The sequence below is a fragment of the Nitrosococcus halophilus Nc 4 genome, assembly GCF_000024725.1.
Taxonomy (GTDB): Bacteria; Pseudomonadota; Gammaproteobacteria; order Nitrosococcales; family Nitrosococcaceae; genus Nitrosococcus; species Nitrosococcus halophilus.
The window spans coordinates 2,520,902-2,546,067 of the sequence record NC_013960.1 but is presented as its reverse complement, the minus strand read 5'-3'; the positions used below and the strand labels follow the sequence as shown (position 1 = coordinate 2,546,067).

General features: G+C 50.2%; 27 protein-coding genes. 7 read left to right on the top strand and 20 right to left on the bottom strand.

Going from position 1 to position 25,166, the window contains the following annotated elements; genetic code table 11:
- The first annotated feature begins 1 nt into the window (after position 1).
- Complete coding sequence (locus NHAL_RS12080; RefSeq protein WP_013033423.1) at positions 2-1,804, top strand: AMP-dependent synthetase/ligase; 1,803 nt, start codon at positions 2-4, stop codon at positions 1,802-1,804.
- Positions 1,805-1,808: 4 nt separating this feature from the next.
- Positions 1,809-2,198, top strand: a complete 390-nt coding sequence (locus NHAL_RS12075; RefSeq protein WP_013033422.1) for an acyl-CoA thioesterase — start codon at positions 1,809-1,811, stop codon at positions 2,196-2,198.
- A 24-nt stretch (positions 2,199-2,222) separates the two neighbouring features.
- On the opposite strand, the gene NHAL_RS12070 is transcribed toward NHAL_RS12075, so the two are convergent.
- Entirely contained in the window at positions 2,223-2,960 is a 738-nt protein-coding gene (locus NHAL_RS12070) for a YiaD family glycine zipper/OmpA-like lipoprotein (RefSeq protein ID WP_238985344.1), read from the bottom strand.
- 224 nt (positions 2,961-3,184) lie between these two features.
- Here NHAL_RS12070 and NHAL_RS12065 point away from each other — a divergent pair, with 224 nt between their 5' ends.
- Positions 3,185-3,433: a CBS domain-containing protein gene (locus NHAL_RS12065; RefSeq protein WP_013033420.1), complete on the top strand. Its 249-nt coding sequence runs from the start codon at positions 3,185-3,187 to the stop codon at positions 3,431-3,433.
- Between the two features lie 216 nt (positions 3,434-3,649).
- Positions 3,650-4,750, top strand: coding sequence for a YncE family protein (locus NHAL_RS12060; protein WP_013033419.1), 1,101 nt, complete (start codon positions 3,650-3,652; stop codon positions 4,748-4,750).
- A gap of 136 nt (positions 4,751-4,886) precedes the next feature.
- On the opposite strand, the gene NHAL_RS12055 is transcribed toward NHAL_RS12060, so the two are convergent.
- The 3 genes from NHAL_RS12055 to NHAL_RS12050 all read right to left on the bottom strand — a co-directional run bounded on the left by NHAL_RS12055 (position 4,887) and on the right by NHAL_RS12050 (position 6,017).
- Entirely contained in the window at positions 4,887-5,426 is a 540-nt protein-coding gene (locus tag NHAL_RS12055) for a ferritin-like domain-containing protein (protein WP_013033418.1), read from the bottom strand.
- A 147-nt stretch (positions 5,427-5,573) separates the two neighbouring features.
- A complete protein-coding gene (locus tag NHAL_RS20500; protein ID WP_275261119.1) occupies positions 5,574-5,795 on the bottom strand; it encodes a catalase-related domain-containing protein in 222 nt (73 codons plus the stop codon).
- A gap of 42 nt (positions 5,796-5,837) precedes the next feature.
- A complete protein-coding gene (locus NHAL_RS12050; protein WP_041354924.1) occupies positions 5,838-6,017 on the bottom strand; it encodes a type 2 periplasmic-binding domain-containing protein in 180 nt (59 codons plus the stop codon).
- On the opposite strand from NHAL_RS12050, the gene NHAL_RS12045 reads away from it, so the two are divergent.
- The 3 genes from NHAL_RS12045 (at position 5,948) to moeA (ending at position 8,710) form a co-directional block, all read left to right on the top strand.
- Positions 5,948-6,679 (top strand): DODA-type extradiol aromatic ring-opening family dioxygenase, encoded by a 732-nt coding sequence (locus NHAL_RS12045; RefSeq protein WP_338040073.1) that lies wholly within the window; start codon positions 5,948-5,950, stop codon positions 6,677-6,679. The two genes, NHAL_RS12050 and NHAL_RS12045, sit on opposite strands and share 70 nt — an antisense overlap.
- A gap of 125 nt (positions 6,680-6,804) precedes the next feature.
- Positions 6,805-7,437 (top strand): molybdenum cofactor guanylyltransferase MobA, encoded by a 633-nt coding sequence (gene mobA / locus NHAL_RS12040; protein ID WP_013033417.1) that lies wholly within the window; start codon positions 6,805-6,807, stop codon positions 7,435-7,437.
- 4 nt (positions 7,438-7,441) lie between these two features.
- Positions 7,442-8,710, top strand: coding sequence for a molybdopterin molybdotransferase MoeA (moeA, locus tag NHAL_RS12035; protein WP_013033416.1), 1,269 nt, complete (start codon positions 7,442-7,444; stop codon positions 8,708-8,710).
- Between the two features lie 20 nt (positions 8,711-8,730).
- On the opposite strand, the gene der is transcribed toward moeA, so the two are convergent.
- The 16 genes from der to rpsB form a co-directional block, all read right to left on the bottom strand.
- Positions 8,731-10,125, bottom strand: coding sequence for a ribosome biogenesis GTPase Der (gene der / locus NHAL_RS12030; RefSeq protein WP_013033415.1), 1,395 nt, complete (start codon positions 10,123-10,125; stop codon positions 8,731-8,733).
- Positions 10,126-10,236: 111 nt separating this feature from the next.
- A complete protein-coding gene (locus tag NHAL_RS12025) occupies positions 10,237-10,782 on the bottom strand; it encodes an RNA-guided endonuclease InsQ/TnpB family protein (RefSeq protein WP_013033414.1) in 546 nt (181 codons plus the stop codon).
- A 162-nt stretch (positions 10,783-10,944) separates the two neighbouring features.
- Complete coding sequence (bamB, locus tag NHAL_RS12020; RefSeq protein ID WP_013033413.1) at positions 10,945-12,165, bottom strand: outer membrane protein assembly factor BamB; 1,221 nt, start codon at positions 12,163-12,165, stop codon at positions 10,945-10,947.
- The gene (locus tag NHAL_RS12015; RefSeq protein WP_013033412.1) at positions 12,165-12,803 is read right to left on the bottom strand and encodes a YfgM family protein; all 639 of its coding nucleotides are present in this window, start codon (positions 12,801-12,803) and stop codon (positions 12,165-12,167) included. The genes bamB and NHAL_RS12015 overlap by 1 nt, the downstream gene beginning before the upstream one ends.
- A 31-nt stretch (positions 12,804-12,834) precedes the next feature.
- On the bottom strand, positions 12,835-13,605 hold the full coding sequence (lpxA, locus tag NHAL_RS12010) for an acyl-ACP--UDP-N-acetylglucosamine O-acyltransferase (RefSeq protein ID WP_013033411.1): 771 nt from the start codon (positions 13,603-13,605) through the stop codon (positions 12,835-12,837).
- Positions 13,602-14,051, bottom strand: coding sequence for a 3-hydroxyacyl-ACP dehydratase FabZ (fabZ, locus tag NHAL_RS12005; protein ID WP_013033410.1), 450 nt, complete (start codon positions 14,049-14,051; stop codon positions 13,602-13,604). Before fabZ ends, lpxA begins: the two co-directional genes overlap by 4 nt.
- Before the next feature lie 429 nt (positions 14,052-14,480).
- A complete protein-coding gene (locus NHAL_RS12000; RefSeq protein WP_013033409.1) occupies positions 14,481-15,017 on the bottom strand; it encodes an OmpH/Skp family outer membrane protein in 537 nt (178 codons plus the stop codon).
- Between the two features lie 121 nt (positions 15,018-15,138).
- Positions 15,139-17,445: an outer membrane protein assembly factor BamA gene (bamA, locus tag NHAL_RS11995; RefSeq protein ID WP_013033408.1), complete on the bottom strand. Its 2,307-nt coding sequence runs from the start codon at positions 17,443-17,445 to the stop codon at positions 15,139-15,141.
- A gap of 357 nt (positions 17,446-17,802) precedes the next feature.
- Positions 17,803-19,161 (bottom strand): RIP metalloprotease RseP, encoded by a 1,359-nt coding sequence (gene rseP, locus NHAL_RS11990; protein ID WP_013033407.1) that lies wholly within the window; start codon positions 19,159-19,161, stop codon positions 17,803-17,805.
- Complete coding sequence (ispC, locus tag NHAL_RS11985) at positions 19,146-20,342, bottom strand: 1-deoxy-D-xylulose-5-phosphate reductoisomerase (RefSeq protein WP_013033406.1); 1,197 nt, start codon at positions 20,340-20,342, stop codon at positions 19,146-19,148. Before ispC ends, rseP begins: the two co-directional genes overlap by 16 nt.
- Positions 20,339-21,160, bottom strand: coding sequence for a phosphatidate cytidylyltransferase (locus tag NHAL_RS11980; protein ID WP_013033405.1), 822 nt, complete (start codon positions 21,158-21,160; stop codon positions 20,339-20,341). The genes ispC and NHAL_RS11980 overlap by 4 nt, the downstream gene beginning before the upstream one ends.
- The gene (locus NHAL_RS11975) at positions 21,153-21,911 is read right to left on the bottom strand and encodes an isoprenyl transferase (protein WP_013033404.1); all 759 of its coding nucleotides are present in this window, start codon (positions 21,909-21,911) and stop codon (positions 21,153-21,155) included. The genes NHAL_RS11980 and NHAL_RS11975 overlap by 8 nt, the downstream gene beginning before the upstream one ends.
- A 47-nt stretch (positions 21,912-21,958) precedes the next feature.
- Positions 21,959-22,516: a ribosome recycling factor gene (frr, locus tag NHAL_RS11970; RefSeq protein WP_013033403.1), complete on the bottom strand. Its 558-nt coding sequence runs from the start codon at positions 22,514-22,516 to the stop codon at positions 21,959-21,961.
- A gap of 5 nt (positions 22,517-22,521) precedes the next feature.
- Positions 22,522-23,253 carry a UMP kinase gene (gene pyrH, locus NHAL_RS11965; RefSeq protein ID WP_013033402.1) on the bottom strand — a complete coding sequence of 244 codons (732 nt, stop codon included), beginning with the start codon at positions 23,251-23,253 and terminating at the stop codon, positions 22,522-22,524.
- A 4-nt stretch (positions 23,254-23,257) separates the two neighbouring features.
- Positions 23,258-24,142 (bottom strand): translation elongation factor Ts, encoded by an 885-nt coding sequence (tsf, locus tag NHAL_RS11960; protein WP_013033401.1) that lies wholly within the window; start codon positions 24,140-24,142, stop codon positions 23,258-23,260.
- A gap of 109 nt (positions 24,143-24,251) precedes the next feature.
- Complete coding sequence (rpsB, locus tag NHAL_RS11955) at positions 24,252-25,061, bottom strand: 30S ribosomal protein S2 (RefSeq protein WP_013033400.1); 810 nt, start codon at positions 25,059-25,061, stop codon at positions 24,252-24,254.
- Positions 25,062-25,166: the final 105 nt, after the last annotated feature.

Sequence of the window (25,166 nt, the reverse complement as noted above, 5' to 3'; positions counted from 1 at the left end):
TATGGGGAATAACCTCAACCATATTATTTCTCCAGAAACCGCGGGTACCCTAGCAGGACTGTTTCGAAAACGGGTACAGCATACCCCCAAGGCTGTCGCCTATCGACATTTCGATCCCGCCGAGGAAGCATGGCGCGAGACTACTTGGGCTGAGATGGCCGCCGAAGTGGCCCGCTGGCAGGCGGCATTATCCAAGGAAGAATTAAGCCCTGGGGACCGGGTCGCGCTGATGCTCCGCAACTGCCAGGAATGGGTATGCTTTGATCAGGCCGCCCTGAGTTTAGGGCTGGTGGTGGTGCCCCTTTACATCAATGATCGCCCCGACAATATCCGTTATATTTTGAAAAATGCCGGAGTCAAGCTGCTTTTGATCGAAGGTCACCATCAATGGCAGGAAATAAAGCAATGGTGGGCATTACGCAAACTAGTGCGGGTGGTCTCCTTGAATCCCCTTGATGAAGCCCGCGGGCAAAAACGCCTCTGCTACTTAAAAGACTGGCTGCCCGAAACGGCTGATAAATTTTACCCTGAGTCCGCCGACCCTGACGCCCTGGCCACTATTGTCTATACTTCTGGAACTACGGGGGCACCCAAAGGCGTTATGCTGAGCCACCGTAATATCCTCTGGAACGCCTACAGCAGCTTGCAGAGATCGCCCGTATACCCCGATGACTTGTTTCTCTCCTTTTTGCCCCTCTCCCATGCCCTAGAGCGTACCCTGGGTTATTATCTGCCCATGATGGCAGGGGCCTGTGTGACCTATGCTCGTTCCATCACCAAATTGGCCGAAGATCTGGTCACCATCAAGCCCACGGCCCTGGTGAGCGTGCCCCGCATCTTCGAGCGCATCCGTAACCAGCTCCACCATGAGCTCCAAGAAAGAACTCCATTGGAACGAGCCCTGTTTAGGCTCACTGTCGCTGCTGGATGGCGACAGTTCAATTACCAACAAGGACAGGCCTATTGGCACCCCCTCTGCCTTTTGGCGCCCCTCCTGCAGCCACTCGTAGGCCGTCGAGTTTTGGCTCAACTCGGGGGGCGCCTCCGGGTCGTCGTTTGTGGAGGAGCCCCCCTGGCCTTTGGTGTCTCCCGGGAATTACTTGCCCTGGGACTACCGCTTATCCAAGGATATGGCCTTACCGAGGCCAGCCCCGTGATCAGCGGCAATTCCTTGGACAAAAATGATCCCAAAAGCGTCGGTACCCCCTTGCAAGATGTGGAAGTCCGTATCGGGGAACATAATGAATTGTTAGTGCGTAGCCCCGGGGTCATGCTAGGGTACTGGGATAACCCTAAAGCCACGGCCAAAACCATTGACCAGGAAGGTTGGCTGCATACCGGTGACCAGGCCCGTATCGAGCAGGGGCGTATCTATATTACCGGGCGCATTAAAGAGATTATCGTGCTGGCTAACGGCGAAAAAATCCCTCCTGGAGAAATGGAAGCGGCCATTGGCGCTGATCACTTGTTCGATCAAGTCATGGTCATCGGCGAAGGGAAACCCTACCTAAGCGCACTGATAGTGTTGAACCCGGAGCACTGGACCAAGTTTGCCCATGATTTAAATCTTAAACCTCAACAAGAGGAATCCCTTAAGCACCCTACCGTGATCGAGGCGGTATTGGAACGAATTGAACAACATACCCACCAATTTCCCGGCTATGCCCGCATCCGCCAAGTTGCTTTGACACTGGAACACTGGACCGTAGAAAATGGCCTTGCTACGGCGACCCTCAAAGCCCGCCGCAAGCAGGTAGTCCAGCATTATCGTAATCAAATCAGTGCCTTATATGAGGGACATTAATTAGATGACATTACCACGGGATCGTGAACCATCGCTCCGCATTCTAGCCCGGCCTACGGACACCAATGCCTCGGGGGATATTTTCGGCGGCTGGCTAATGTCCTGGACGGATATTGCCGGCAGTATCGTCGCTTTCCGCCGCGCCCGAGGCCGGATAGTGACCGTGGCAGTGAAGAATTTTAACTTTATCCAACCGGTTTACGTGGATGATCTGGTGAGCTTTTATGCAGAGGTGATTAAGGTGGGCCATACTTCTCTTACCGTAGAAGTCATCGTCTACGCCGAACGGAATCGGGCAGAGGACACCTGCGAGCAGGTTGCCTCAGCCCACCTTGTTTATGTCGCCCTCGATGAGAACCGCCGTCCAAGACCCGTGCCTACTACTGATAACTAGCAGGGGTTAACCTATGCCCTGAAATTAGGGGCGGTGAGAAGTTGTGGGAGCCTCAAAAGCCTTATGCTCCTGACCTTCCAGGATGGGCTTTAAAATAATCTCAACCCGGCGATTGAGTTGCCGCCCTGCTGCAGTATCATTGCTTGCGCGGGGTTGGCTTTCACCTTCCCCATAGATACTCAAGCGCGGCGATGGAACCCCCTTCTGCTCTAAATAGACGGCCACATTTGCAGCACGTCGTACCGACAAATCTAAATTATATTCCTCCGATCCAGTGCTGTCCGTATGCCCGATCACATGGACCACCGTTTTGTTATATTTTTTCAAGACATCGGCGATTTTATCCAAGGTAGGGAGGAAAGCCTGTTTTAAAGAGGCGCTATCGTGATCGAAGGAGACTTCGCTAGGAATATCGAGTTTCAAGCTCTCGTCTTGCAACCGCTGAATCTCTAGCTGATGGCGACGCCTCTCCTCAGCTAAGGCGGCTTCCATCTCCCGTTGCTGATCATTCATATAGCCCACAGCCGACCCCGTTAATCCACCAGCCACTGCGCCTGCCAAAGCTCCCCAGCCAGCACCACTACCCCCATCAATAGCCGCGCCAATAGCTGCGCCGGCAGCCGCGCCACCCGCCGTTCCCACCGCAGCTCCTTTTTGCGTGTTACCATACCGCCCATCGACGGCACAAGCCATCATTCCCATGCTAACGGCTAAAATAAACCATAAGGGTTTATGATTTATACTTTTACTGATCACATTCATTTCTCCTCTTTTGTCGATGACATAACAGAATCTTAAGCTGAGCCTAGGATAAATTTCGCCTATACAGAGCTTCGATAGGATCCCCACCCTTCAAATTAAACCAATTCCTCATGCATATACAAACCTGTACAAACCTGGGCATTAATCGCTTCATTCTTTCTTATCCTCCTACTGCTGATTTTGATTAATTCTAAGGTAAATGGAGGCTTTAAGGTCGAAACCTCTTGGAACAGATAGAGCAGCAAAACCTGGATTTTGTAAATATCATCGAAGAAGGCGAAATTGACCGTTTGAACGGCCTTATTCGTGTTTCTGTATCCACCAATAGCAGTAAACGCGACGCCCTCAAGAAGATGGAAGAACAAAAACTCTCTAATTTGCCTGTGGTCAATGAAGCAGGCCAGTTTATTGGAATCGTGGAACGGACTAAATTGATTAGCAGTATCCTTGTTAGTCTGATTACCCAACCCTAGAAGAAAATAAGATCATTTCCTTTCCTTCCACTATCTTTATATGGATATGGGGAGCTATACAAAAACATCCCTTCTCTAAGTGGTAAGGGCTAGCACCCGGAGCCGGTTTATGCTCCAGCCTGGAAGATAGCTACAGCTCGGCCACTTTGGAGCAAACTTCCCAATGATGGCCTCGACTGCAACGAGGTACTGGTTAATAAGGCAAGGAGGTGAGCGATGAAAAAAACTTATGGTTTTCTTGCTGCTTTGTTGATGGGTGGGATATGGCAGATACCAAGCTCCGAAGCCGGTGCTTTAGATCCAGAAAATGGTAGCGGTGCACTTAAGCTTTATGTAACGCTGGAGGGTCCGGACGCTTTAGGGATAGTTGATCCGGAGTCGAAACGCCGGCTGGGGACCATTTTGGTCGGAGGAAAACCCCACGACGTCATCTGCGCTCCGGATGGATCAACAGCATACATCACCAATCCCGAAACCAACGACCTGAGCATCGTAGATACATTGACGGACAAGGTGAAGAAAACCGTGGAATTTGGTGAGGAGGCCACGCCCTGGCATGTGGAAATCTCCCCCGATGGCTCTCAGGTATTTGCCGCGCTCCAGGACCAATCAGCGGTGAGTATCATCGATACCACACAGAATCGGGTAGCATCAAAAGTCTCCACCGCAAGCGGTCCCTGGGCAATTGCCGCCCCAAGAGACGATATCGTTTACGCTACCCTCAACGGCAGTGTCAGCAAAGGCACGGCGAATAAGGCACGCAGTGAAGACATTGCGGTCTTCGACCCGACGGAGGCTTCGCCAACAGCAAAGTATCTGACCCTGGCAGCGGATACGGCCAATGGCCCCCATGGGATCGTATCGGCGCCGGATGGATCAACAGTTTATATCGCTGCCCAGGCAAGTCACGAAGTATGGAAAATCAGCGTGGATGACAACCGCGTAGAACGGGTCGCTAAAATCCCAGACCCTAACCCCAACGGAACGCCACTCAATCCAGGCTTCCCCACCGACCTTGCCATCAGCCCTGACGGCAACACCCTCATTGCCGTCAACCATGACCTGGACTCCATCACGGTCATCAACCTAAGAACCCAGAAAATCATCGAAACGGTTAGCACGGGTGAAGGCAGCGAACCTTGGGGTGCGATTGTGGCACCAGATGGACAGACGGTCTATGTCTCCACCAACGGGATAGATAGCCTTGCCTTCTTTCCCATGAGCGAACTCACCGATGGCACTGAAGGTGCCAACAAGGACACGATTGCGGGCCTACCCACTTCAGATGGTCTCGCATGGTGTAAATTGGCTCAGTAAAACCCCTGGGAACTGATTTTGCGGGGCCCTTGATCCAAAAAAAATCCAGCACCTCAACCAATTTAAATTCATGAAAGAGGGCCTCGCAACGTCATTGGCGAAAAATCGACAGGGGAAACCAATAGCGCGGGAACCATCAACCAGTGAACTCTTCGAGGAGGCTTACCAAATCGTCGGCATGTTGCTCCTCCACGGCCAGAATTTCCTCTAGCATCCGACGGGTAGTCGAGTCACCATCACCAAGGTAAGCCACCATCTCTCGGTAACTGTCGATGGCAATTCGCTCCGCAACCAGATCCTCCTTTATCATCTCCAGAAGAGATTCCCCCTCGATGTACTCGGAATGACTTCGAGAAAGCAGCCCCTCTGGCGAGAAGTTTGGTTCCCCATGAAGTTGCACAATACGCTGGGCGATCTGAGCCGCATGCATTTGCTCCTCATTGGCATGCTCGAGAAATTCTGTAGCCGCCCCCTGGGCATTGAGGCCTGCGGCCATATAATAGTGGCGCTTGTAACGCAATACACAAACAATTTCCGTAGCCAATGCCTCGTTCAAAAGCTTGAGTACCGTTTTGCGATCAGCGCCATAGCTGGCCGTTATTGCTCCCTGCTCGATATGCTGCCGGGCTCGCTCACGCAGTGTTTTGATGTCAGTCAAAAACGGCTTCTCTGTCATCGCTTTCTCCTCTCTTCATATTGTCACCCTGAGAGTTTTAACTATGCCCCCAAATTCCGGGGGATACCAGAAAATCCCACAAGGAGGCAACAACCTTACACCAACTTTAGATAATACATGGGCTCGTTAAAACAATAGACCAAAAACTCAGGCAATTTTGCTCACGTCGATACCAAGCTGCCTGGCAACGCCCTTACCATAGTCCGGGTCAGCTTTAGTGCAATAGGCGATCCAGCGGCGTGCAATCTCCTCTGGTACTCTAGTCATGGCGCTCGCGGTATTGGCAAATGGGGCCTCTTTTTGCACCGCCGTCATGAGTCGGAAAAGATTGCCCGCCTGAGTATAGTCACCATTGCCCTCGCCCCTGATATTTAATTAATAAGTCTAAACAAAGTTAATTGTGCTTAACCCTTAGGCACGCGAGTCCGCCGTGTTCATGAGTTCGCTGCGGATAAACTCTCGAAATAGCCGCACCCGCGCCGGGGCCTCCAACCCACTTAGACTGATCGCATAGAGCTTACCTGCGGCGACGGCCCACCCGGGGAGAACCGGGACCAGGGGTCCACCGGCAAGACTGGCGGCTGCCACCATGCTGGTGGGAAGCCGCGGTCTTCACGGTCAATGCCCAGGCCCAACCCGGCCTGCTTTACGACTATGCGGGCTTCCCCGCCCATACCTACCGCCTCACCTGGCCCGCACCGGGTGCTCCTGCGTTGGCCGCGGAGGTTGGCGCACTGCTGGCGGCGGAGGGCTTTACGGTGGCCGAAGACCATGAGCGAGGTCTGGATCACGGGGTGTTTATCCCCATGAAGCTGGCCTTCCCGGAGGCCGATGTGCCGGTGGTGCAGTTGTCGCTACGATCAGGCCTGGACCCCGCCGAGCACCTCAAGGCAGGCCAGGCCTTGGCGCCCCTTCGCCGCCAGGGGGTGCTGATCGTCGGCAGTGGCATGAGCTACCACAATATGGCGCAATTGCGCCACGGCGGCACAGCCCTCGATCCCGCCTCGCAGCATTTCGATGCCTGGCTAGCGGAAACCGTGGCTTTGCCGCCCGCGCAAAGGGAACCACGGCTGCTCGATTGGGCCCGTGCGCCGGGGGCACGGGACTCCCATCCACGGGAGGAGCACCTATTGCCCCTCCATGTGGTGGCCGGTGCGGCGGATGGGGACTCAGGGTTGAAAGTGTTCGAGGACCAGGTGCTCGGCAGTGTCCAGTCCGCCTTTCTTTTTGGGGATACCTATGGCCAACCGTAACCATCTGAGTCAAAGATGACCTTTGTATTGCCACCCGCAAATCTTAGCGCTTACTGGATTTGCACCCTAGCGCTAAGATTTGGGTACAATTTAAGTATCACAGCTATGCTAAAAGTGTTTTCACTATGCCCCCCTCAAGAGACTTAGTCACCGGCGTCATTTTAGCTGGCGGGCGAGCCCGCCGCATGGGAGAACAGGACAAAGGGCTGCTCACATTAAGGGGTAAACCTCTAATAGAATACTCACTTGCCCGTTTAGAACCCCAAGTCGCCAAACTGATGATCAACGCTAACCGCAACATTGAACGGTATCAAGCCTATGGCTATCCCGTCATCACGGATAGGGTCAGCGGTTATGCCGGTCCCTTGGCCGGAATGTTAAGCGCTTTAGCCATGATTGACACCGAGTATTTATTAACGGTCCCCTGTGACTGCCCTTTATTCCCTAAAAATTTGGCTTTCCGCCTCTTTGCCGCGTTGGAGAAAACCGATGCTGAAATTAGCGTGGTTTCCAATGGCATTCGGCGACAACCGGTTTTTCTCCTGCTCCATCGCCGGTTAGAGCAAGATCTCGCAAATTATCTTAATCAAGGCGGCAGAAAAATTGATACCTGGCTAGAACAACATCCCTTGGCGGAAGCTGATTTTTCAGATCAACCTGATGCCTTTCTTAATGTCAACACACCTAGGGATATCAACGAACTGGAGTCCCGCCTTGAAAAAAACGCCCCTTTGAATTCCGCTCCAGATCGGGAGTAACGCCATGGAAAAGAAGCTATTTACCCCCGCCGCCAGCTGCGTTGACAGCCACGACAGCACTGCACTGCCCATAGCCGAGGCGCTACAGCTTATCAGTCAAGCGCTAAAACCCGTTCGTGGTTGGGAAAGTGTCGCTATTCGCAAGGCTTTGGATCGGGTATTGGCCCAGGAGGTGATTTCTCCTAGGGAAGTCCCCGCCCATACCAATGCCGCCATGGATGGTTATGCTCTCCAAAACCAGGATCTGCCACAGAGTGAACCGCGGATGCTCAAAATTGTTGGCACTGCTCTTGCTGGCCAGCCCTATGAAAACCAAATCCGTGCAGGTGAATGCGTTCGAATCATGACCGGGGCCGTTATTCCCATTGGCGCAGATACAGTGGTGATGCAGGAACAGGTAGAACGCTCCGCTGATCGCATCCGGATTTTTCCTGGACAAAAACCAGGACAAAATGTTCGCCAGGCGGGAGAAGATATTGCCCTTGGACAGCAGGTTTTGAAACCAGGACGGCGGCTTACACCTGCCGATATTGGCCTGCTTTCCTCTTTGGGATTCGCGGAGGTCAAAGTCTGGCGACGCCTCCGAGTGGCCTTCTTTTCAACCGGAGATGAACTCCGCTCTATAGGTGAAACACTAGCCCCAGGACAAATATACGATAGTAACCGCTACACCCTTTATGCCATGCTCCAACGCCTTAATATTGACATGATCGACATGGGCGTAATTCCCGACCAACCTGAAGCGCTGCAAGAAACTCTAACCACTGCAGCGGATAGCGCTGATGTCATCATTTCCTCGGGGGGCGTCTCAGTGGGAGAGGCAGATTATGTCAAAGAAGCCTTGGAAAACTTAGGCGAAATCCGCTTCTGGAAAATCGCCATAAAACCCGGACGCCCCCTTGCCTTCGGCCACATCAAGGATACGGTCTTCTTTGGTTTACCGGGCAATCCGGTTTCGGTAATGGTCACCTTCTACCAGTGCGTACAACCGGCCTTGCTCCAACTCATGGGGGAATCCCCCTCTACCCCCCTTACGCTCAAAGTCCCCTGCCACTCAAAGTTCCGCAAAAAACCAGGCCGAACAGAATACCAGCGGGGAATCCTCGAACGGGATGAGCAGGGACAGCTAGGGGTCAAAACGACAGGCCGACAGGGCTCTGGTCTCCTGACTTCCATGAGCGCCGCCAATTGTTTTATTATTCTTCCAAGGAATTCCGGCGATATTGAACCAGGCACTTGGGTTGAGGTACAGCCCTTTGCCCACTTGGTATAGGGTTTGATATTGGCCTAGTTTTATCGGTGCCCTTTGCGAAAACGGATGAGGCGTTTACGCTTTTGCCGCTGGCGTTGAGTCAAGATATTGACTCGTCCTTTAAAAGGATTTTTTACTGTTCTAAATTCCAATGCTATCGGTGTTCCCACCAAGGCGAAAGCAGTCCGGAAATAATTTATAAGATAACGTTTATAATTCACGGGTACCGCTTCTGCTTGACTGCCATGGATAATAATCTTAGGAGGATTGTGCCCCCCTTGATGGGCATAACGAAGCTTAATCCGCCGTCCTTTCACAACCGGCGGTGGATGCTTCTCAACCGCAGCCGCTAAAGCCTGGTTAAGCTCAGCCGTAGGAAGGTGGCAATTGGCCGACCGGTAAGCTTTATCAATGGATGGAAAAAGCTCTCCCACCCCACTGCCATGCAGAGCGGAAATAAAGTGTACCCTCGCAAAATCAAGAAACGGCAGACGTCTATCCAAATCTGCTTTGACTTTTCGCCGCTGGTCCGAGGATAAACCATCCCACTTGTTCACTGCAATCACAACTGCCTTTCCACTTTCCAGTATCAAACCTGCCAAATGCAAATCTTGCTCCACCACGCCCTCACGGGCATCAATCACAAGAATCACGACCTGAGCAGCCTCTATTGCCTCTAGGGTTTTAGCAATACTGAATTTCTCTAACATGTCCAAGATCTTGGAACGGCGACGTATTCCGGCCGTATCTACTAGCGTGTAGTCCTGACCCTGATGACAAAAAGGAATGGCAATACTGTCCCTCGTCGTTCCAGGAGCCTCAAAAGAGAGGACTCGCTCTTCCCCAAGGAGGCGATTGACAAGAGTGGATTTTCCTACATTAGGGCGACCGACAACGGCAAACTGGAGCCCTCTAGCCTGGATTCCAGCTTCTTCCTTTCCCTCCAGGGGTAAAAGGGTTGATAAATCTTGCAGCAACCCTCCGACTCCCTGGCCTTGCTGGGCTGAAATAGTAGCCGGTTCCCCCAACCCCAGGCGATAAAACTCAGAAGCCACCAGTTCCTGATCTCGTCCCTCAGTTTTATTAATAACCAGCTTGAGCGGCTTCTGAGCACGGCGTAGCTGCTCGGCAATGGTCTCATCCAAAGCAGATAACCCCTCGCGACCATCAACAAGGAATAAAATAATGTCTGCTTCCTCTATCGCCAATTGCGCCTGCACCCGCATTAGCTCTCCAACGCCAGACTCCTGCTCTGTAATCCCCCCTGTATCAACGACCAGAAATGATTGCTCACCATAGCGGGCAATACCATATTTCCGGTCACGGGTTACCCCTGGCTGATCAGCCACAAGGGCATCGCGGCTCCGGGTAAGACGATTAAAGAGAGTGGATTTACCGACGTTTGGGCGTCCAACCAAGGCAACAAGAGCTTTCATATTGGCAGATTAAATGAGGCGGGAGAAGCAAAAATTATAAGGTACGGATATTACTAAACAAACTTGCAACGCCGTACAGGGATATAAGGATATTTTGACATCCTTCCCGCCCTAAAGGACGGGAATTCCTTCCGCAAGACGGCGATGCCCCGCCGCGAGAATGTTCATGGCTGCGTTCACGTCTCTATCGTGATGCACCCCACACCCAGGGCATGACCATTCTCTTATTCCAAGACCTGCCCTACCTCTCGGACTACCGTTGCTGATACCGCCACAGCACGAACAGGCTTGGGTAGTGCACGCTTCGTTGATCTCTACAAACTCGGCTTGCATCGCTTTCGATTTATAATCAAGCTGAGTTTTCAGCATCAACCCGCCCGCATCTAAAACAGATTTAGCCCTTTTAGTTGTAGCAAGGCTGGAACTGCTGACATTACCCACGACGATGAATGCGTTTTCATGAACCACTTGGGTTGTGAATTTATGGAGGGCGTCTAAACGCCTATTTTTGATCTTGGCATGGTAGGAATAATCCGCCGTGATTTCGTTAGCCGCATTCCAGACCTGATTGACTTCAAAGGCCATGCGCTCAAGAACTGGCTTATGCTTATCCTTGACTCTGACTTTCAGGGTTTTTATGTTGGCCTTAAGTTTCATCACTTAATATTAACAGAACCGCCCTACATCCCCTCCCTGAAGGAAGGGGCTTTGGGCGGAATTTCGGTAAAAAAAACGCCCAAGCTAGCCTAAGCAGAGTCAGGGAATTCTAAACCACTCAACCTACCAAGGATAGCAAAAAAGAGAAGCCTATGGACCCTCCTAGTCGGCAACCTGAATGGCTTTTAAGACTCCTCCTTGACTCCTCACGTAAAGGATGTCGTCTACCACCAAGGGAGCATTGACAATCCCTTCTTCTTCTATTTCAGTACGGGCAACAAAACGGCCGTCATCCTTGGCCAGCCAATGAACATAACCCGCCAAATCACCCACCACGATATAGTCTTGATAGGAAACGGGCGCTGTTGGTTGCCGCCTAAGCAATTTAGATTGGCGCCAAAGGGAAGCACCGGTACGGCTTTCCAGCGCCCAAATATGCCCTTCCGTATCGGTGACATAGACGGTCTCTCCGTCCACGCCGATACCTGCATAGGAGGACATCTCTCGAGTCCAAAGAACCTCACCATCCGCTAGCCACACCGAAGCCACTCGGCCATTATAAGTGACGATATAAAGATATCTCCCCTGCACCACCGGTTCAGAATCGATATCCACTAATCGGTCAAGTTCAGTTCGGCCCCGGGGGACAACAATGGTCCGCTCCCACAGCAACTGACCGCCGTCTAAAGATAACGCCACCAACTTGCCCCCAGCTAAACCCATAATGACCTTACGGTCGGCAATGACGGGGGCTGCGGCGCCGCGGAGCGTTAGGACCGGGACGTTGCGTTGATAAACCCATAATGGGGAACCACTACTGGCATCCAGTCCATAAACCTGACCATCTCCGGAACGGGCCACCACCATACCACCACCCACCCCCGGTGCTGATAATATTTCGCTAGAAACAGTAGCTTGCCAAATGGGCGAGCCATCAACAACATCCAAAGCGACGACCAACGCATCCTCAGTTCCCACAACGACCAGGCCATCGCCCACGCCGGGTCCGCCGGTAATGGGCAAATCCAGTTTCGTCTCCCAAAGCCGCTCCCCCGTGAGGGCATCAAAAGCGCTTACCCGACCTTTATAATCCGCGGCAATCACCTTGCCATCGATGAAAGAAAGGGGAAGCCGAAGGTAGCGATCTCCCGTCCCCTTCCCTGCCTTAGCAGACCATAGAACCTCAACCCCGATTTCAGGAACAAATTCTGTCAACTCCATGGGAGGTTCGCTAGTATCAGACTCCGGGAGGTATTCCTGCAGAGCCGTGCACCCCACCACGGAAAGGAGCAATAAAACGAAAAAAAGTCGGCTAATCCCGACAGCACCTGCCTGAAGATTCCCCCGCACCAAACCCAAACGCGGAAGAGTTGTGTTTTTCATCAAGGCTGAGCGATATTATCAAGCTTCATGCTCAATATCTGTCGGCGCGGTTCACCCGGTCCTAAATCTAGCAACGCCTCCTGATAAGCCTGCCGCGCCTCGGGTAGTTGGCCTAGCTCCACATGAGCATCCCCCCGCAATTCCGCGTAAGCAGAAGCAAAACTACCTGGCTCAATTTCAGCCAGTGTCGTTAGCGCCTCCTCAGGATTGCCTTCCGCCAACAGCAAACGGGCCAGACGCAAGTATATCACTCGTCGAAGTCCAGTATTCTGGGTGTGCTCCAGTGCATTCTTAAAGCGTTCCGCGGCAGCTTCAGCATCACCCCGCGCTTGATCTTCCTTGGCTAACATCAACACACTAAATAATCCATAGGGGGTATCGCTGTAATCTTGAACAAGACGCTCCGCGCTATTGTAGATTTCAGCACCGGCTTCCTGCGCTTTTGCCGTCAGTATCTGCTGATAGAGAGACGAGGCTTCCCTAATACGGTTCTGCTTATATTCCGTCCAACCCCGTAGACCAAAGAGTGCTAAGAGGCCGATAATGATTCCTACTAGCACAGCGCGGGCGTTTTCTCGCCACCATTGCTTGATGGCTTCACTTTTTTCCTGATCTGATGCGTAAATATCTAATGCCATTTTCAAAACCGAAAGCGTTTTAAGTATTTCCCTACCGAATGATACCCCGGGTGGAATTTTCAAGAAAATTCAGAAAAATCCGAACCTCAGAGCTCTTCTCTGCCAGCCGCTTTAACTCCTTAACAGAATCCTCAAAGCGTAACCCTTGGCGGTAAAGCAGCTTATAAGCATGACGCAGATCGCGTATGACTTCTTCACTAAAGTTGGCACGCTTTAGGCCTATATGGTTAATTCCCACCGGCTTTGCCATATGCCCTGCCACCAAAACATAGGGAGGAACATCCTTGTGGACGACACTGGCAACAGAACAGAAACCATAGGTCCCTATACTAGAGTACTGAGCGACCAGGGCATATCCCCCTAGCGTCACATAGTCCTCGATAGTCACATGCCCCGCCAGGGATGCATTGTTAGCAAAAGTTGTATGGTGACCTACGATACAATCATGGGCAATATGCACATAAGCCATTATCCAATTGTGATGACCTACACGGGTGACCCCTCCCCCCTGAACAGTACCTCGGTTAATCGTTGTATATTCTCTTATGACATTTTCATTGCCAATCTCAAGGAGTGTATCTTCTCCACCATATTTCTTATCCTGGGGGATATCTCCGATAGAGGCAAACTGATATATCTTATTCTTTTTCCCGATGCGGGTTGGCCCGCGAACAACCACATGTGGACCAATCCAAGTTTCAGCCCCGATCTGCACATTTGCCCCAATAATTGAGTAAGGCCCGACAGTAACAGTTTCGTGAAGTTCAGCACTAGGGTCAATAACAGCTCGAGGATCAATCACTTATGGATTTCCTTGTAGGAACACATCACATCAGCCGAAGCTACAAGGCTCCCATCCACCGTCACTTTCCCTGTAAATTTCCATAGACGGCGTAAGCTGCGTACCAGTTCAACCTCTAGACGCATCTGATCGCCAGGCTCAACCGGGCGTTTGAACCGTGCCCGATCGATGCCTGCAAAATAATAGATTGCCTCCTGTGAAGGCAATGTTGCTTGTGTTTTAAAAGCCAGTATACCGGTGGCCTGAGCCAAGGATTCAAGAATTAATACCCCCGGCATGACAGGCATCTCCGGAAAATGGCCCTGAAAGTATGGCTCGTTATAGCTTACATTCTTGATGGCCACGAGCGACTTCCCCGGTGTACATTCTATAATTCTATCGATCAGGAGAAAGGGATAACGGTGGGGAAGGTGCTTAAGTATCTCGTGTATATCCAGTGTATCCAATGAAAAAAACCTTGAATTTAGAAAAAAACCTTAGATAAATCTCTGGTTGGCGCTGGCCAGAATATACCTCACCATCAGGATACCAAAAGAACTTTACTGATATGTTTTAGCTTTTACCAACACTATTTTTACTTTCTTGATACTATACTGAATTTTATGTATTCACCATAGTGTGCTCCAAACCAGCCCCTCACTCCTATAATGCTCAAAGGATAAACTCTAGCCCCACAACACATTCAAGGACAGATATTCACCACCTGACATAGGGATGCCTTCGGACTTATTATCAAGGCAGTTAGGCAGATATTCGGCACTGCAACGGATTCGGACCCGGATTGTCACTGCCGTCCTTACCGCTAGTGCTTGCTGCGGGAGCGCTAAAAATCCACTCCACGACCTAACTACCTACTTCCGATAGCTCTATAATAATTAAGGCTTGTATTGAGATTTCAATAACTTAAGTACATCAGCGGTAATATCGACTTTATCACTGGCGTAAATAACTCCCTCGTAGACGACCAAATCATACTTTTTTCTCTCCGCTAAACTCACAATTGCCTTAGCGATTTCTTCCTGCAATTTTCGAAACTCTTCATTTCGACGAATATTATAGTCTTCTCGAAATATCTCTTGATCACGTTTAAGATCGCGATTTTGATTGAGGATATCCCGTTCTAATGCTTTACGATCGGCCTCGCTCATAATGGCCGCATCACGGTTGAACCTATCTTCCAGCTCGCGCAGTTCTTTTTGTTTTGCTACCAATTCCCTATTGCGTGCTTCAAATTCCTTTTTTAACCTCTCCAGCGCCGCACCTTTTTGCGGTGCCTCATCTAATAACTTAACTGCATTTACCGCACCGATCTTCAAATCGACAGCTTCTGCTGGCGTAACAATCATTATACAGCCCAGCAGAAAAATACCTCCTAGCGCGATCAATTTATATAATTTATTCAACCTTACCATGAGGCTACCTCTAACATTTAACGTGGCTAATTGCGTCAATAAGGGACTGACTTACTATGCTGGTTTTAAAATAAATATCAATTGTAGAATACATCGAAAATACTTTATTTAGGAGATAAAGTTAGAATGAAGTCCCAAGGGAGAACTGGAATACTTGAGGCTCGTCATTTGATTGCTCATTAAATGCTTTTGCCAAACTAAACTGCATGGTGCCAAAAGGCGATAACCAAATAGCCGAGACTCCAGCCGAATAACGGAGTTCTCCGAGCGTAATATCTTGATCTATACCGTAGACATTACCGGCATCAATAAAAGTACTCAAGCGCACGGATTTGAGCTCTTCAGCAAAGGGAATAGGAAAGAATAACTCGACATTACCCACCACCTTGACGTTGCCTCCTAGCGCATTATTATCAGTATCTTTTGGACCCAACGTATTATCCTTAAAGCCGCGCACGCTATGTATACCGCCGGCAAAGAAATTTTCGAAGAAGGGGAATTCTTCGGTATCTCCGTAGGCATCTCCGTAGGCAACATCACCATTTAGCATCAAAGTAAGGGATTTAGTCAGGGGATAGAACCATCGGTGACGATAACCCACCTTAAAAAATTGCAGGCTGCCTATCGGCACAGAGATCTCACCAAAGAGCCTTTGAAAGCTACCACGGGTGGGTAAGAGAGCATTATCTCGGCGATCACGTGACCAACCTAAATTAACATTAAAGATATCAAAACTACTTCCCTCACTATTTACAAAATCTTGATATTCTTGGGGGGAAAGTTCAGTCAGATTAATTTCCGAATTCTGATAGCCAAAACCGAGACGTAGCGTATCATTTTCGGTGACTGGAATACCAAAGTGCATATCACCGCCAAAGGAATCGGTGCTAAAACGGGCAATGTTGGCGTTACTAGGGTCAGTCTCCCGGTAAAAAATATTAAACCCACGGCTGATACCATCGATGGTATAGTAGGGATTGGTATATCCAAAACTGTAAATAGTATTAACCTCGCTATTATTGAAGCTGAGGCTTATATGTTTACCACTCCCTAGAAAATTTCGCTGGGTAACACTGGTGTTAAAAATAAAACCTTGGGACTGGGAGAAACCTAAACCTGCCGATAGGGATCCGGAGGGGCGTTCCACGACACTAAAATTTACATCGACTTGATCCGTTGTTCCCGGAACAGGCACCGTCTCCACATTAACATCTTCAAAATAGCCTAAGCGTTGGATTCGTAACCGGGAACGATTAATGAGTTCGGTCGCGACCCAACCCCCTTCCTGCTGGCGTATCTCTCGACGAATGACTTGGTCCCGGGTTTTGGTATTCCCAGAAATATTGACTCGCCGAACATAAGCACGCTTTCCTGGATCAACGAAAAAAGTCAAATTTACCTTCTTCCCTTCCTCATCCACCTCCGGCACAGCATTTACATTGGCAAACGCATACCCCTTATTTCCTAACAGATCGGTAATATGAGTTGTGCTTTCCGCAACAGCTTTGCGTGAAAAAACTTTGCTTGAAGCTATAGTTAAAGCATCAAATAGCTTCTCACGGGGCAGCACCAAATCTCCGGCTAACTTAATTTCTCCAATCTGATAGCGATCCCCTTCGGTAATGTTGACTGTAATAAATACCCGCTTTTTATCAGGGGTTATGGAAACTTGGGTGGAATCAATATTAAAGTTGATATAGCCTCGATCCAAATAATAAGAACGTAAAGCCTCAAGATCTGCTGCCAATTTCTGTCGGGAGTACTGGTCATCATGGGTAAAAAACGATAACCAATTGGTAGTACTCAGTTGGAATGCGCCTTGAAGTTCTTCTTCGCTAAAAGCCTGATTACCTACGATATTAATACCACCAATTTTGGCAACTGCCCCCTCCTTAATATTCACTTTAATAGCCACCCGATTACGTGCCAGAGGCGTTACCGTCGTATCAATTTTGACACCATATTTACCACGACTAAAATACTGGCGTTGCAGCTCTAGTTCTACTTTTTCCAGCAGTGATCGGTCAAAAACTCGACCCTCTGCAAATCCCACCTGTTTAAGTGCTTGTGAAAGCTGATCACCTTTAAGGTCTTTATTACCTATAAATTGGATGTTGGTAATCGTAGGCCGTTCCACCACCACCACGACCAAAATATTGCCTTCACGTTCCACCCGCACATCCTTGAAAAATCGGGTCTTGAATAATTCCTGAATGATATCCTTAACCCGTTGGCTATCAACTGTATCACCTACTTTAACTGGAAGATAATTGAAGACGGTGCCAGCCGAGATCCGCTGAAGCCCTTCAACCCGAATGTCCTTAACTACAAATGCTTCAAATTCTGCTGCCAGTACCCGGCTAATTAAAGCCAACCCCAAAATAGCAATCGTTATTCGCTTTTTTACAAAGTTCAAAGGCGCCCCCATTTATTTTTTTTGATTACTAAAAAGCCTTTTATCAAGGCTCTACTTTTTGGGGTTTACTTCTTGGGGTTTACTTCTTGGGCCTGTAGCTTATGTGCTTGAAAAAAATAACAGGAAAAACTATATATTTTTTTAAAACTTAGCCTTCAGCGGTTTTAATCCCTGGATAATATTTTGTTTTAATTCCCTTCCGCTAAAAACTTAAGTGAATTCTCCCAAGAAAACAGGTAGGCTGCTTCAAAAAAACCAAGCCCATATCCGCTTTAATACCAATTTCATGTAATTTTGCATTGTATAGATGCAGTCTAAACAAGCACTTGAAGCCTTAATAAATTGCATTCTTTGATTAAATTGGTATAACTATCCAAACAAACGGGCTAGGTCATTGTAAAAAGCTAGGCACATCAGCCCAATTAGCGCCAAAATACCGATTTGTTGTCCCAGCGCTTGGGCCTCCTCTGACAAAGGCCGGCCGCGTATCCATTCAATGAAATAATATAACAAATGCCCCCCGTCCAATACGGGAACCGGCAAAAGGTTTAGTATTGCGAGGCTAATGCTGACTACCGCAAGGAAGTTTAGGAAAGGCACAAAGCCGATTTGGACACTATATCCTGCATATTGGGCAATCGTTATAGGACCACTAATAGATTTGGTCGATACCTCCCCTGACAGCATTTTTCCTAACATTACCAGAGTCAGTGATCCAATTTCCCAAGTCTTCTCAACCGCCTGGGATATCGCCGCTAAAGGGGAATATTTTAAAGTGGCTTGGAGTTCCTCCGGTAATTCGCCCGGCGGCTGCGGCGCCGCACCAATACGACCAACGGAACCTTCCTCCCCCTCTACTGCTGCCGGCTGCAAGGTTAGAACGAGACGCTCCCTTCCCCGCTCAATCTCAACATTGAAGGATTCGCCGGGACGATCTCGCACAAACTCCACCCATTCATCCCAGCTATCAATGGGCTGGCCCCCAGCTGAAAGAATTCGATCCCCCGGTTGAAAGCCTGCCTGTACTGCAGGTTCATCAGGCAACACCTTTCCAATGACTGGTGCCAACAACGGCCGTACTGGCTGCACACCTAGCTGTTGCAACATATCCCTGATTTTTTCCGGATCAGTCTCTACCTGGCTCAGATCCAGGCTCAAAACCTCTTCTCCCTCAGGACCAGAGACAGTCACTGAAACACGAGGCCCACCTTGGGAAGCCACAAATAGGGCATGGCGTACCGCTACCCAAGTAGGCGTGGCTTGCTCCCCTACAGCAATAATTTCTTCGCCAGCTCGGAAACCGGCCTTCTCTGCCGGCGTGTTGGCAGTGACTTCACCCACCAAGGGTTTGATTCCGGCAATGCCGAGGACAAACGCCAACCAGTAAGCAGCGATAGCAAACAGAATATTTGCCATAGGCCCGGCCACAACCACGGCACTCCTCACACCGAGAGACTGGCGATTGAAGGCGCGAGGAAGATCCTCCTCGGCAACTTCTCCTTCCCGCTCATCAAGCATCTTCACATAGCCGCCCAAGGGAAGCGATCCGAGCACGTACTCAGTTTGGTCCTTTCCACGCCAACGCCATAAGGGCCGGCCAAAACCAATGGAGAATCGAAGGACCTTGACTCCCGATCGCCGTGCTACCCAAAAGTGCCCGTATTCGTGCACTGTGACTAGCACCCCAATAGCGACCAGAAAAGCGAGTATCGTTAATGCAATGGACATGGGCACCACCGCTGGACTTGTTCTTCGGCGACTTGCCGCGCCACTGTATCACTTTCTAGCACGGCAGCAAGGGAATGAGCTGCAATGGGCGTCACCCTACCTAACGTCCACTCAATAAGCTCTGGGATCTGGGTAAATCGGATACGCTGCTCAAGAAAGGCTTGGACCGCCACTTCATTGGCTGCATTCAAAATAGTGCTACAGGTTCCCCCCTGCTCCAATGCACTATAGGCAAGTCCCAGACAAGGGAAACGTTGCAGATCCGGTCGGCTAAAGGTTAACTGGCCTATTGCAAACAGATCTAGAGGGGTAACCCCCGGTTCTATCCGCTCCGGCCAAGCCAGCCCATAAGCAATAGGTGTTCGCATATCAGGGTTACCTAGCTGTGCCAAGACAGAGCCATCCACATAATCGACCATGGAATGGATGACGCTCTGGGGATGCAAGACCACTTCGATCTGGTGGGCCGGGGCATCAAACAACCAGCGGGCCTCAATAACCTCAAGACCCTTGTTCATCATAGAAGCCGAATCAACCGATATCTTACGTCCCATATCCCAGTTAGGGTGAGCGCAGGCTTCATCTGGAGTGACGTTGTCCAGCTCGGAAAGTTCCCGGTCTCTAAAAGGCCCACCTGAGGCAGTCAACAAAATGCGCCGTATCCCTTTGCGGTGCAAGGGGAGCTCGCGCCTCCCCGCCGGCATGCATTGCCAAATAGCATTATGCTCGCTGTCAATGGGAAGCAGCTCAGCTCCACTCTTATTAACCGCGCTCATAAATAGCTCACCGCTCATCACCAGCGACTCTTTATTGGCGAGCAAAACCCGCTTCCCTGCTCGCGCTGCCGCTAAGGTAGGAAGCAAGCCCGCAGCGCCGACAATGGCTGCCATGACATAATCCGTATCCGGAGACTTGGCGATAGTTTCTAAAGCTTCGCTACCACTGCTGACCTCTATCTCCGGTGCCACCGGACGCAACCGCTGGCGTAACTGTTCAGCAGCATCAGGATCAGCCATAACCGCCTGAGCAGGAAAAAATTTAAGGCACTGCTGATAAAGTTGTTCCACGGAACTATTCGCGGATAGGGCTTGAACCCGGTAGTGATCTGGATAACGCGCCAACACATCGAGGGTGCTCATGCCAATGGAGCCGGTCGACCCCAATATGGTGACTCCTATCATTGTAGCTGTCCCAGTATCCAGACACCTAGTGCAAACACGGGTGCTGCCGCAGTTAAGCTATCGACCCGATCTAACACGCCACCATGGCCTGGCAGCAAGTGTCCGCTATCCTTAACCGCACCCATGCGCTTAAATAAGCTTTCCAGTAAATCCCCCATCACAGAAACAAGAAGGGTTAACAAGCCAAGACCTACAAACCCCCACCACGCTAGCCCAGAAAATGCAAACACTTCCCCCCCTATTAATGAAAGCAGCAAACCCGCAGCAAGGGCGCCATAAACGCCCTCCTTCGTTTTTCCAGGACTCAGCGCCGGCGCTAGGCGGGTATGCCCAAAACGCCGTCCGACTAAATAGGCTGCACTATCTGCTAGCCAGACCAATAGAAAGAGAAACAATACCATTTTCGGACCGACGGTGGGTAATGCATGAAGGCCTATGGTAGCCCGCCAAGCAGGCACCAAGACTAAAATTCCCGCGATCAACCCTAGCGCAGGCATGTTCTGTAGTAAGGGGGTAGCGGGTCTGTGTTGTGCCCACCGCAGCAGTAAAATCGTACAAATACCCCACCAAATCGCGCCGACTATCGCTATCCCTGCTAAAGGTAGGAAACGGCTTCCCCAAAGCAACAGTAACACCACCAGGGCATAAAGTAACCGCGCTCCTTTAGCCTGCAGTCGGACTAGACCTGCCCATTCCCAAGCCCCAATACCCATCACCAATGCCAATGGCCAAGCGATTACTCCGGTGGGAAGAAAAAGCACAGCCCATACAGTGAGGGGTACTAAAATAGCAGCCGTAATGAGCCGCTGCCTAAACACGGTGGAAAGACTCCACTTGATCCGAGGTCCGACCAAAACGGCGTTCCCGCTGCAAAAAAGTTTCGATAGCTACAGCGAAAGCCGTCTTGTCAAAATCAGGCCACAGAATATCCGTAAAGTAAAACTCAGTATAAGCCAATTGCCACAATAAGAAATTACTAACCCGCTGCTCGCCCCCCGTACGAATAAACAAATCAGGTTCAGGCAAATCAGCGATAGAGAGGTGCGCCGCAAAAACTTCGGGGGTAATAGAGTCACTTGTCATTTGTTTATTTTCCACTTTGACGGCAACTTGTTTTGCAGCTTGAGTAATATCCCAGCGCCCACCATAATTGGCAGCCACCACTAGAGTAATGCCCTTATTCGTTGCCGTCAGAGCCTCGGCTTTCGCTATTTCCGACCGTAGTTCTTCCGAGAGCCCATTCCGATCACCGATAATACGAAGGCGCACATTCCATTCTTGCAGCCGATCCAACCGGCTCGAGAGAGCAGACTTGAATAAGTCCATTAAAAGCTGAACTTCCTGAGACGGGCGGTGCCAATTTTCACTGCTAAAAGCAAACAGAGTTAACACCTGCACACCTGCATTGGTACATGCCTGCAGGATCTCTTCTACCGCCTCAACACCTGCTCTATGCCCATAAAAACGCGGTCGATTCCGCTGCTTAGCCCAGCGCCCGTTACCATCCATGATAATCGCAACATGGCGGGGTATTTTTGATGACCGGACTTCAACCTGTCCGCTATCCATAATACTGCCTAGCGTTTTGCCCACAAGAGGGGGCCTATTAAAGAGTATCAAACTTCCATGAGATCTCGCTCTTTCGCTGCTAAAATTTCATCGACTTTAGCAATATTGCTATCAGTGATTTTTTGGATAGCCTCCTCAGCACGGTGTTGATCATCCTCGCTAATTTCTTTCTCCTTAACCAATTCCTTGATGGTCTGATTGCTGTCACGCCGGATATTACGCACAGCCACCCGGGCAGCTTCCGCCTCTTGCCTGACAACACGGACCATTTCCCGTCGCCGCTCTTCGGTCAGAGGGGGTAGCGGTATCCGGATAACCATCCCCGCCGTGACCGGATTAAGCCCTAATTCAGAATTCCTAATGGCTTTTTCAATGGCCGGGACCATTTGCTTTTCCCAAGGCGTCACCGCCAAAGTTCGAGCATCTTCCACAGCGACATTGGCAACCTGATTCAGGGGAACATTCGTCCCGTAATAGGAGACGGTAATGTGATCAAGAAGACTCGTATGAGCCCGATTTGCCCGCAACTTAGCAAAAGCCTGTTTCAAAGCCTCAAGACTTTTTTGCATGCGTTGGGCAGCATCTGCACAGATCTCATCAATCATTGCTGTTACTCTCTGGAAACCAGTGTTCCCACGTCTTCGCCCTTGATAATATGCGTTAGAGATCCCACCTTATGCATGTCAAAGACACGCAATGGCAGAGAATGATCTCGACACATTATAATAGCGGTCGCATCCATGACTGCAAGGTTGCGTGCTATAACCTGGTCATAGCTCAAGCGGGGGAAAAACTGTGCGTTAGGGTCCACCATGGGATCAGCTGAATATACGCCATCCACCTTGGTCGCTTTAATGAGCAAATCCGCCCCGATCTCGATAGCACGAAGACTAGCAGCGGTATCAGTAGTAAAAAAGGGATTGCCCGTCCCCGCAGCGAAAATGACTAAACGCCCTTTTTCAAGGTGACGGATAGCACGGCGACGTAAATAATCCTCACAGACCTCATTGATCCGAATAGCAGACATCACCCGGCAGAAGACCCCTAACCTTTCCAAGGCATCTTGTAAGGCGAGGGCATTCATCACCGTCGCCAACATCCCCATATGATCTGCGGTGACCCGATCCATGCCCGCAGCGGCTAATCCAGCACCACGGAAAATATTGCCGCCACCAATAACCAAACCGATTTCGATGCCGATGCGGTTTAATTCCTGCAGCTCTTGAGCAATTTGCTGGACTAGCTTAGGATCGATACCGTAGTTGGCCTCACCCATTAGCGCTTCTCCGCTAAACTTAAGCAAGATACGCCGATACTTGGGTTCTATACCCTCCAATGGCACCTGATCAATCTCCCCGGGCCTGTAACCTTACCTCTTCAGCAAAATTCTCTACTTTTTTCTCAATCCCCTCCCCTACTTCAAAGCGGACGAAGCGGCAAACACTAGCACCCGCGTTTTTAAGCAATTTCTCTACCTTAATATCTGGATCCTTGACAAAGGGCTGACCCAACAAGGTGATCTCGCTTAAAAACTTTTGCAAACGCCCTTCAACCATTTTCTCTATGATCTCAGGTGGCTTGCCGCTATCCTTGGCTTGAGCGATCAAAATGTCGCGCTCTTTATTCAACGCCTCTGCTGAAATATCTTTCGGCGTAATGGCCTGAGGCTTACTTGCTGCAATATGCATGGCAAGATCTTTGGCTAAGGCCTCATCTCCTCCCTCTACAGCAACCAACACGCCAATCCGAGTACCGTGGACATAACAACCAATACGTCCGTTTTCTGCCTCCATAAAGGTGAAACGACGCACATTGATATTTTCACCAATCTTGGCTATCAGAGCTTGACGTTTCTCATTGATGCTCTCGCCACTATCATCCAAAGCCATGGCAAGGAGATCGTCTAAGGCTGCAGGATTAGAAACTAACACTTTTTGTGCCACATCCGCGGCAAATTGGCGAAAATCCTCGTTCTTAGCGACAAAGTCCGTTTCTGAATTAATTTCCACCATTGCTGCCTTGCGGGCGTCATCGCCAATGGCGGTAACAATAATTCCTTCGGAGGCTACTCGCCCCGCCTTCTTATCAGCTTTAGCTAATCCTTGCTTACGCATCCATTCTATGGCAGCTTCGATATCGCCACCAGTTTCCACCAGGGCTTTTTTGCATTCCATCATTCCGGAACCAGTACGCTCACGCAGTTCCTTGACCTGTGCCGCTGTGATTGCCATTATTCCATTCCTCTGCGGTAATCGGGGCTGAATCGGACGCAAGGACAACTATAAAGCCAGGGCCTTGCCCCCTTCTTATCAAACCAACTTAACTCTAAATTATTTGTGACTAACTACTACCAGTGTCTGCTGTGGCCGCTTCCCCCCCCAGTGATTCTGGGGCTGTTCCTCCCTCGCTGGCCTCTTCCATCTCCACAAACTCATCTTTGCCGGCTTTACTGGCACTCGTCGCGGCAGCGGTGGCCCGTGCCTCAACAATCGCATCCGCAATACCACGAGCATAGAGACGGAGAGCACGGATTGAATCATCATTACCAGGGATGATGTAGTCCACCTTCTTTGGGCTACTGTTGGTATCGACTACCGCGACTACCGGAATACCGAGCTTAGCTGCCTCATCCACCGCAATTCGCTCATGCTCTACATCAATAATAAATAACGCATCAGGAAGATGCGTCATATTTTTAATGCCACCGAGGCTATTCTCAAGCTTGTCCCGCTCTCGTCGCACTGTTAACGCCTCTCGCTTTTTGAGACGTTCCAAGCTACCGTCCTGGATCATGGCCTCTAAATCATGGAGACGTTTGATAGACCGTCGCACCGTCTGAAAATTGGTTAGCATACCTCCCAACCAGCGGCGGTTAACGTAAGGCATGCCGCAACGCTCCGCTTCCTCATGAATGGCCTCCTGAGCCGCCCGCTTGGTGCCCACAAATAAAACCGTACCCTTATTTGCGGCTAATCGGCCAAGAAAGTTGGTCGCTTCGTTATATAATGGCAGAGTTTCTTCTAAGTTGATAATGTGGATGTTATTGCGTTTACCGAAGATATAGGGTGCCATCTTCGGATTCCAATAACGGGCCTGGTGACCAAAATGGACCCCGGCCTCTAGCATTTGGCGCATCGTCACATTCGCCATGGCATTTACCTCAATTGTGTTGGGGTTATTCCTCCGCATATCCCATATATCGACCTAAACCCGAGGCACCCCGATACATGTGCCGATATGCGTGTGATTTCATTT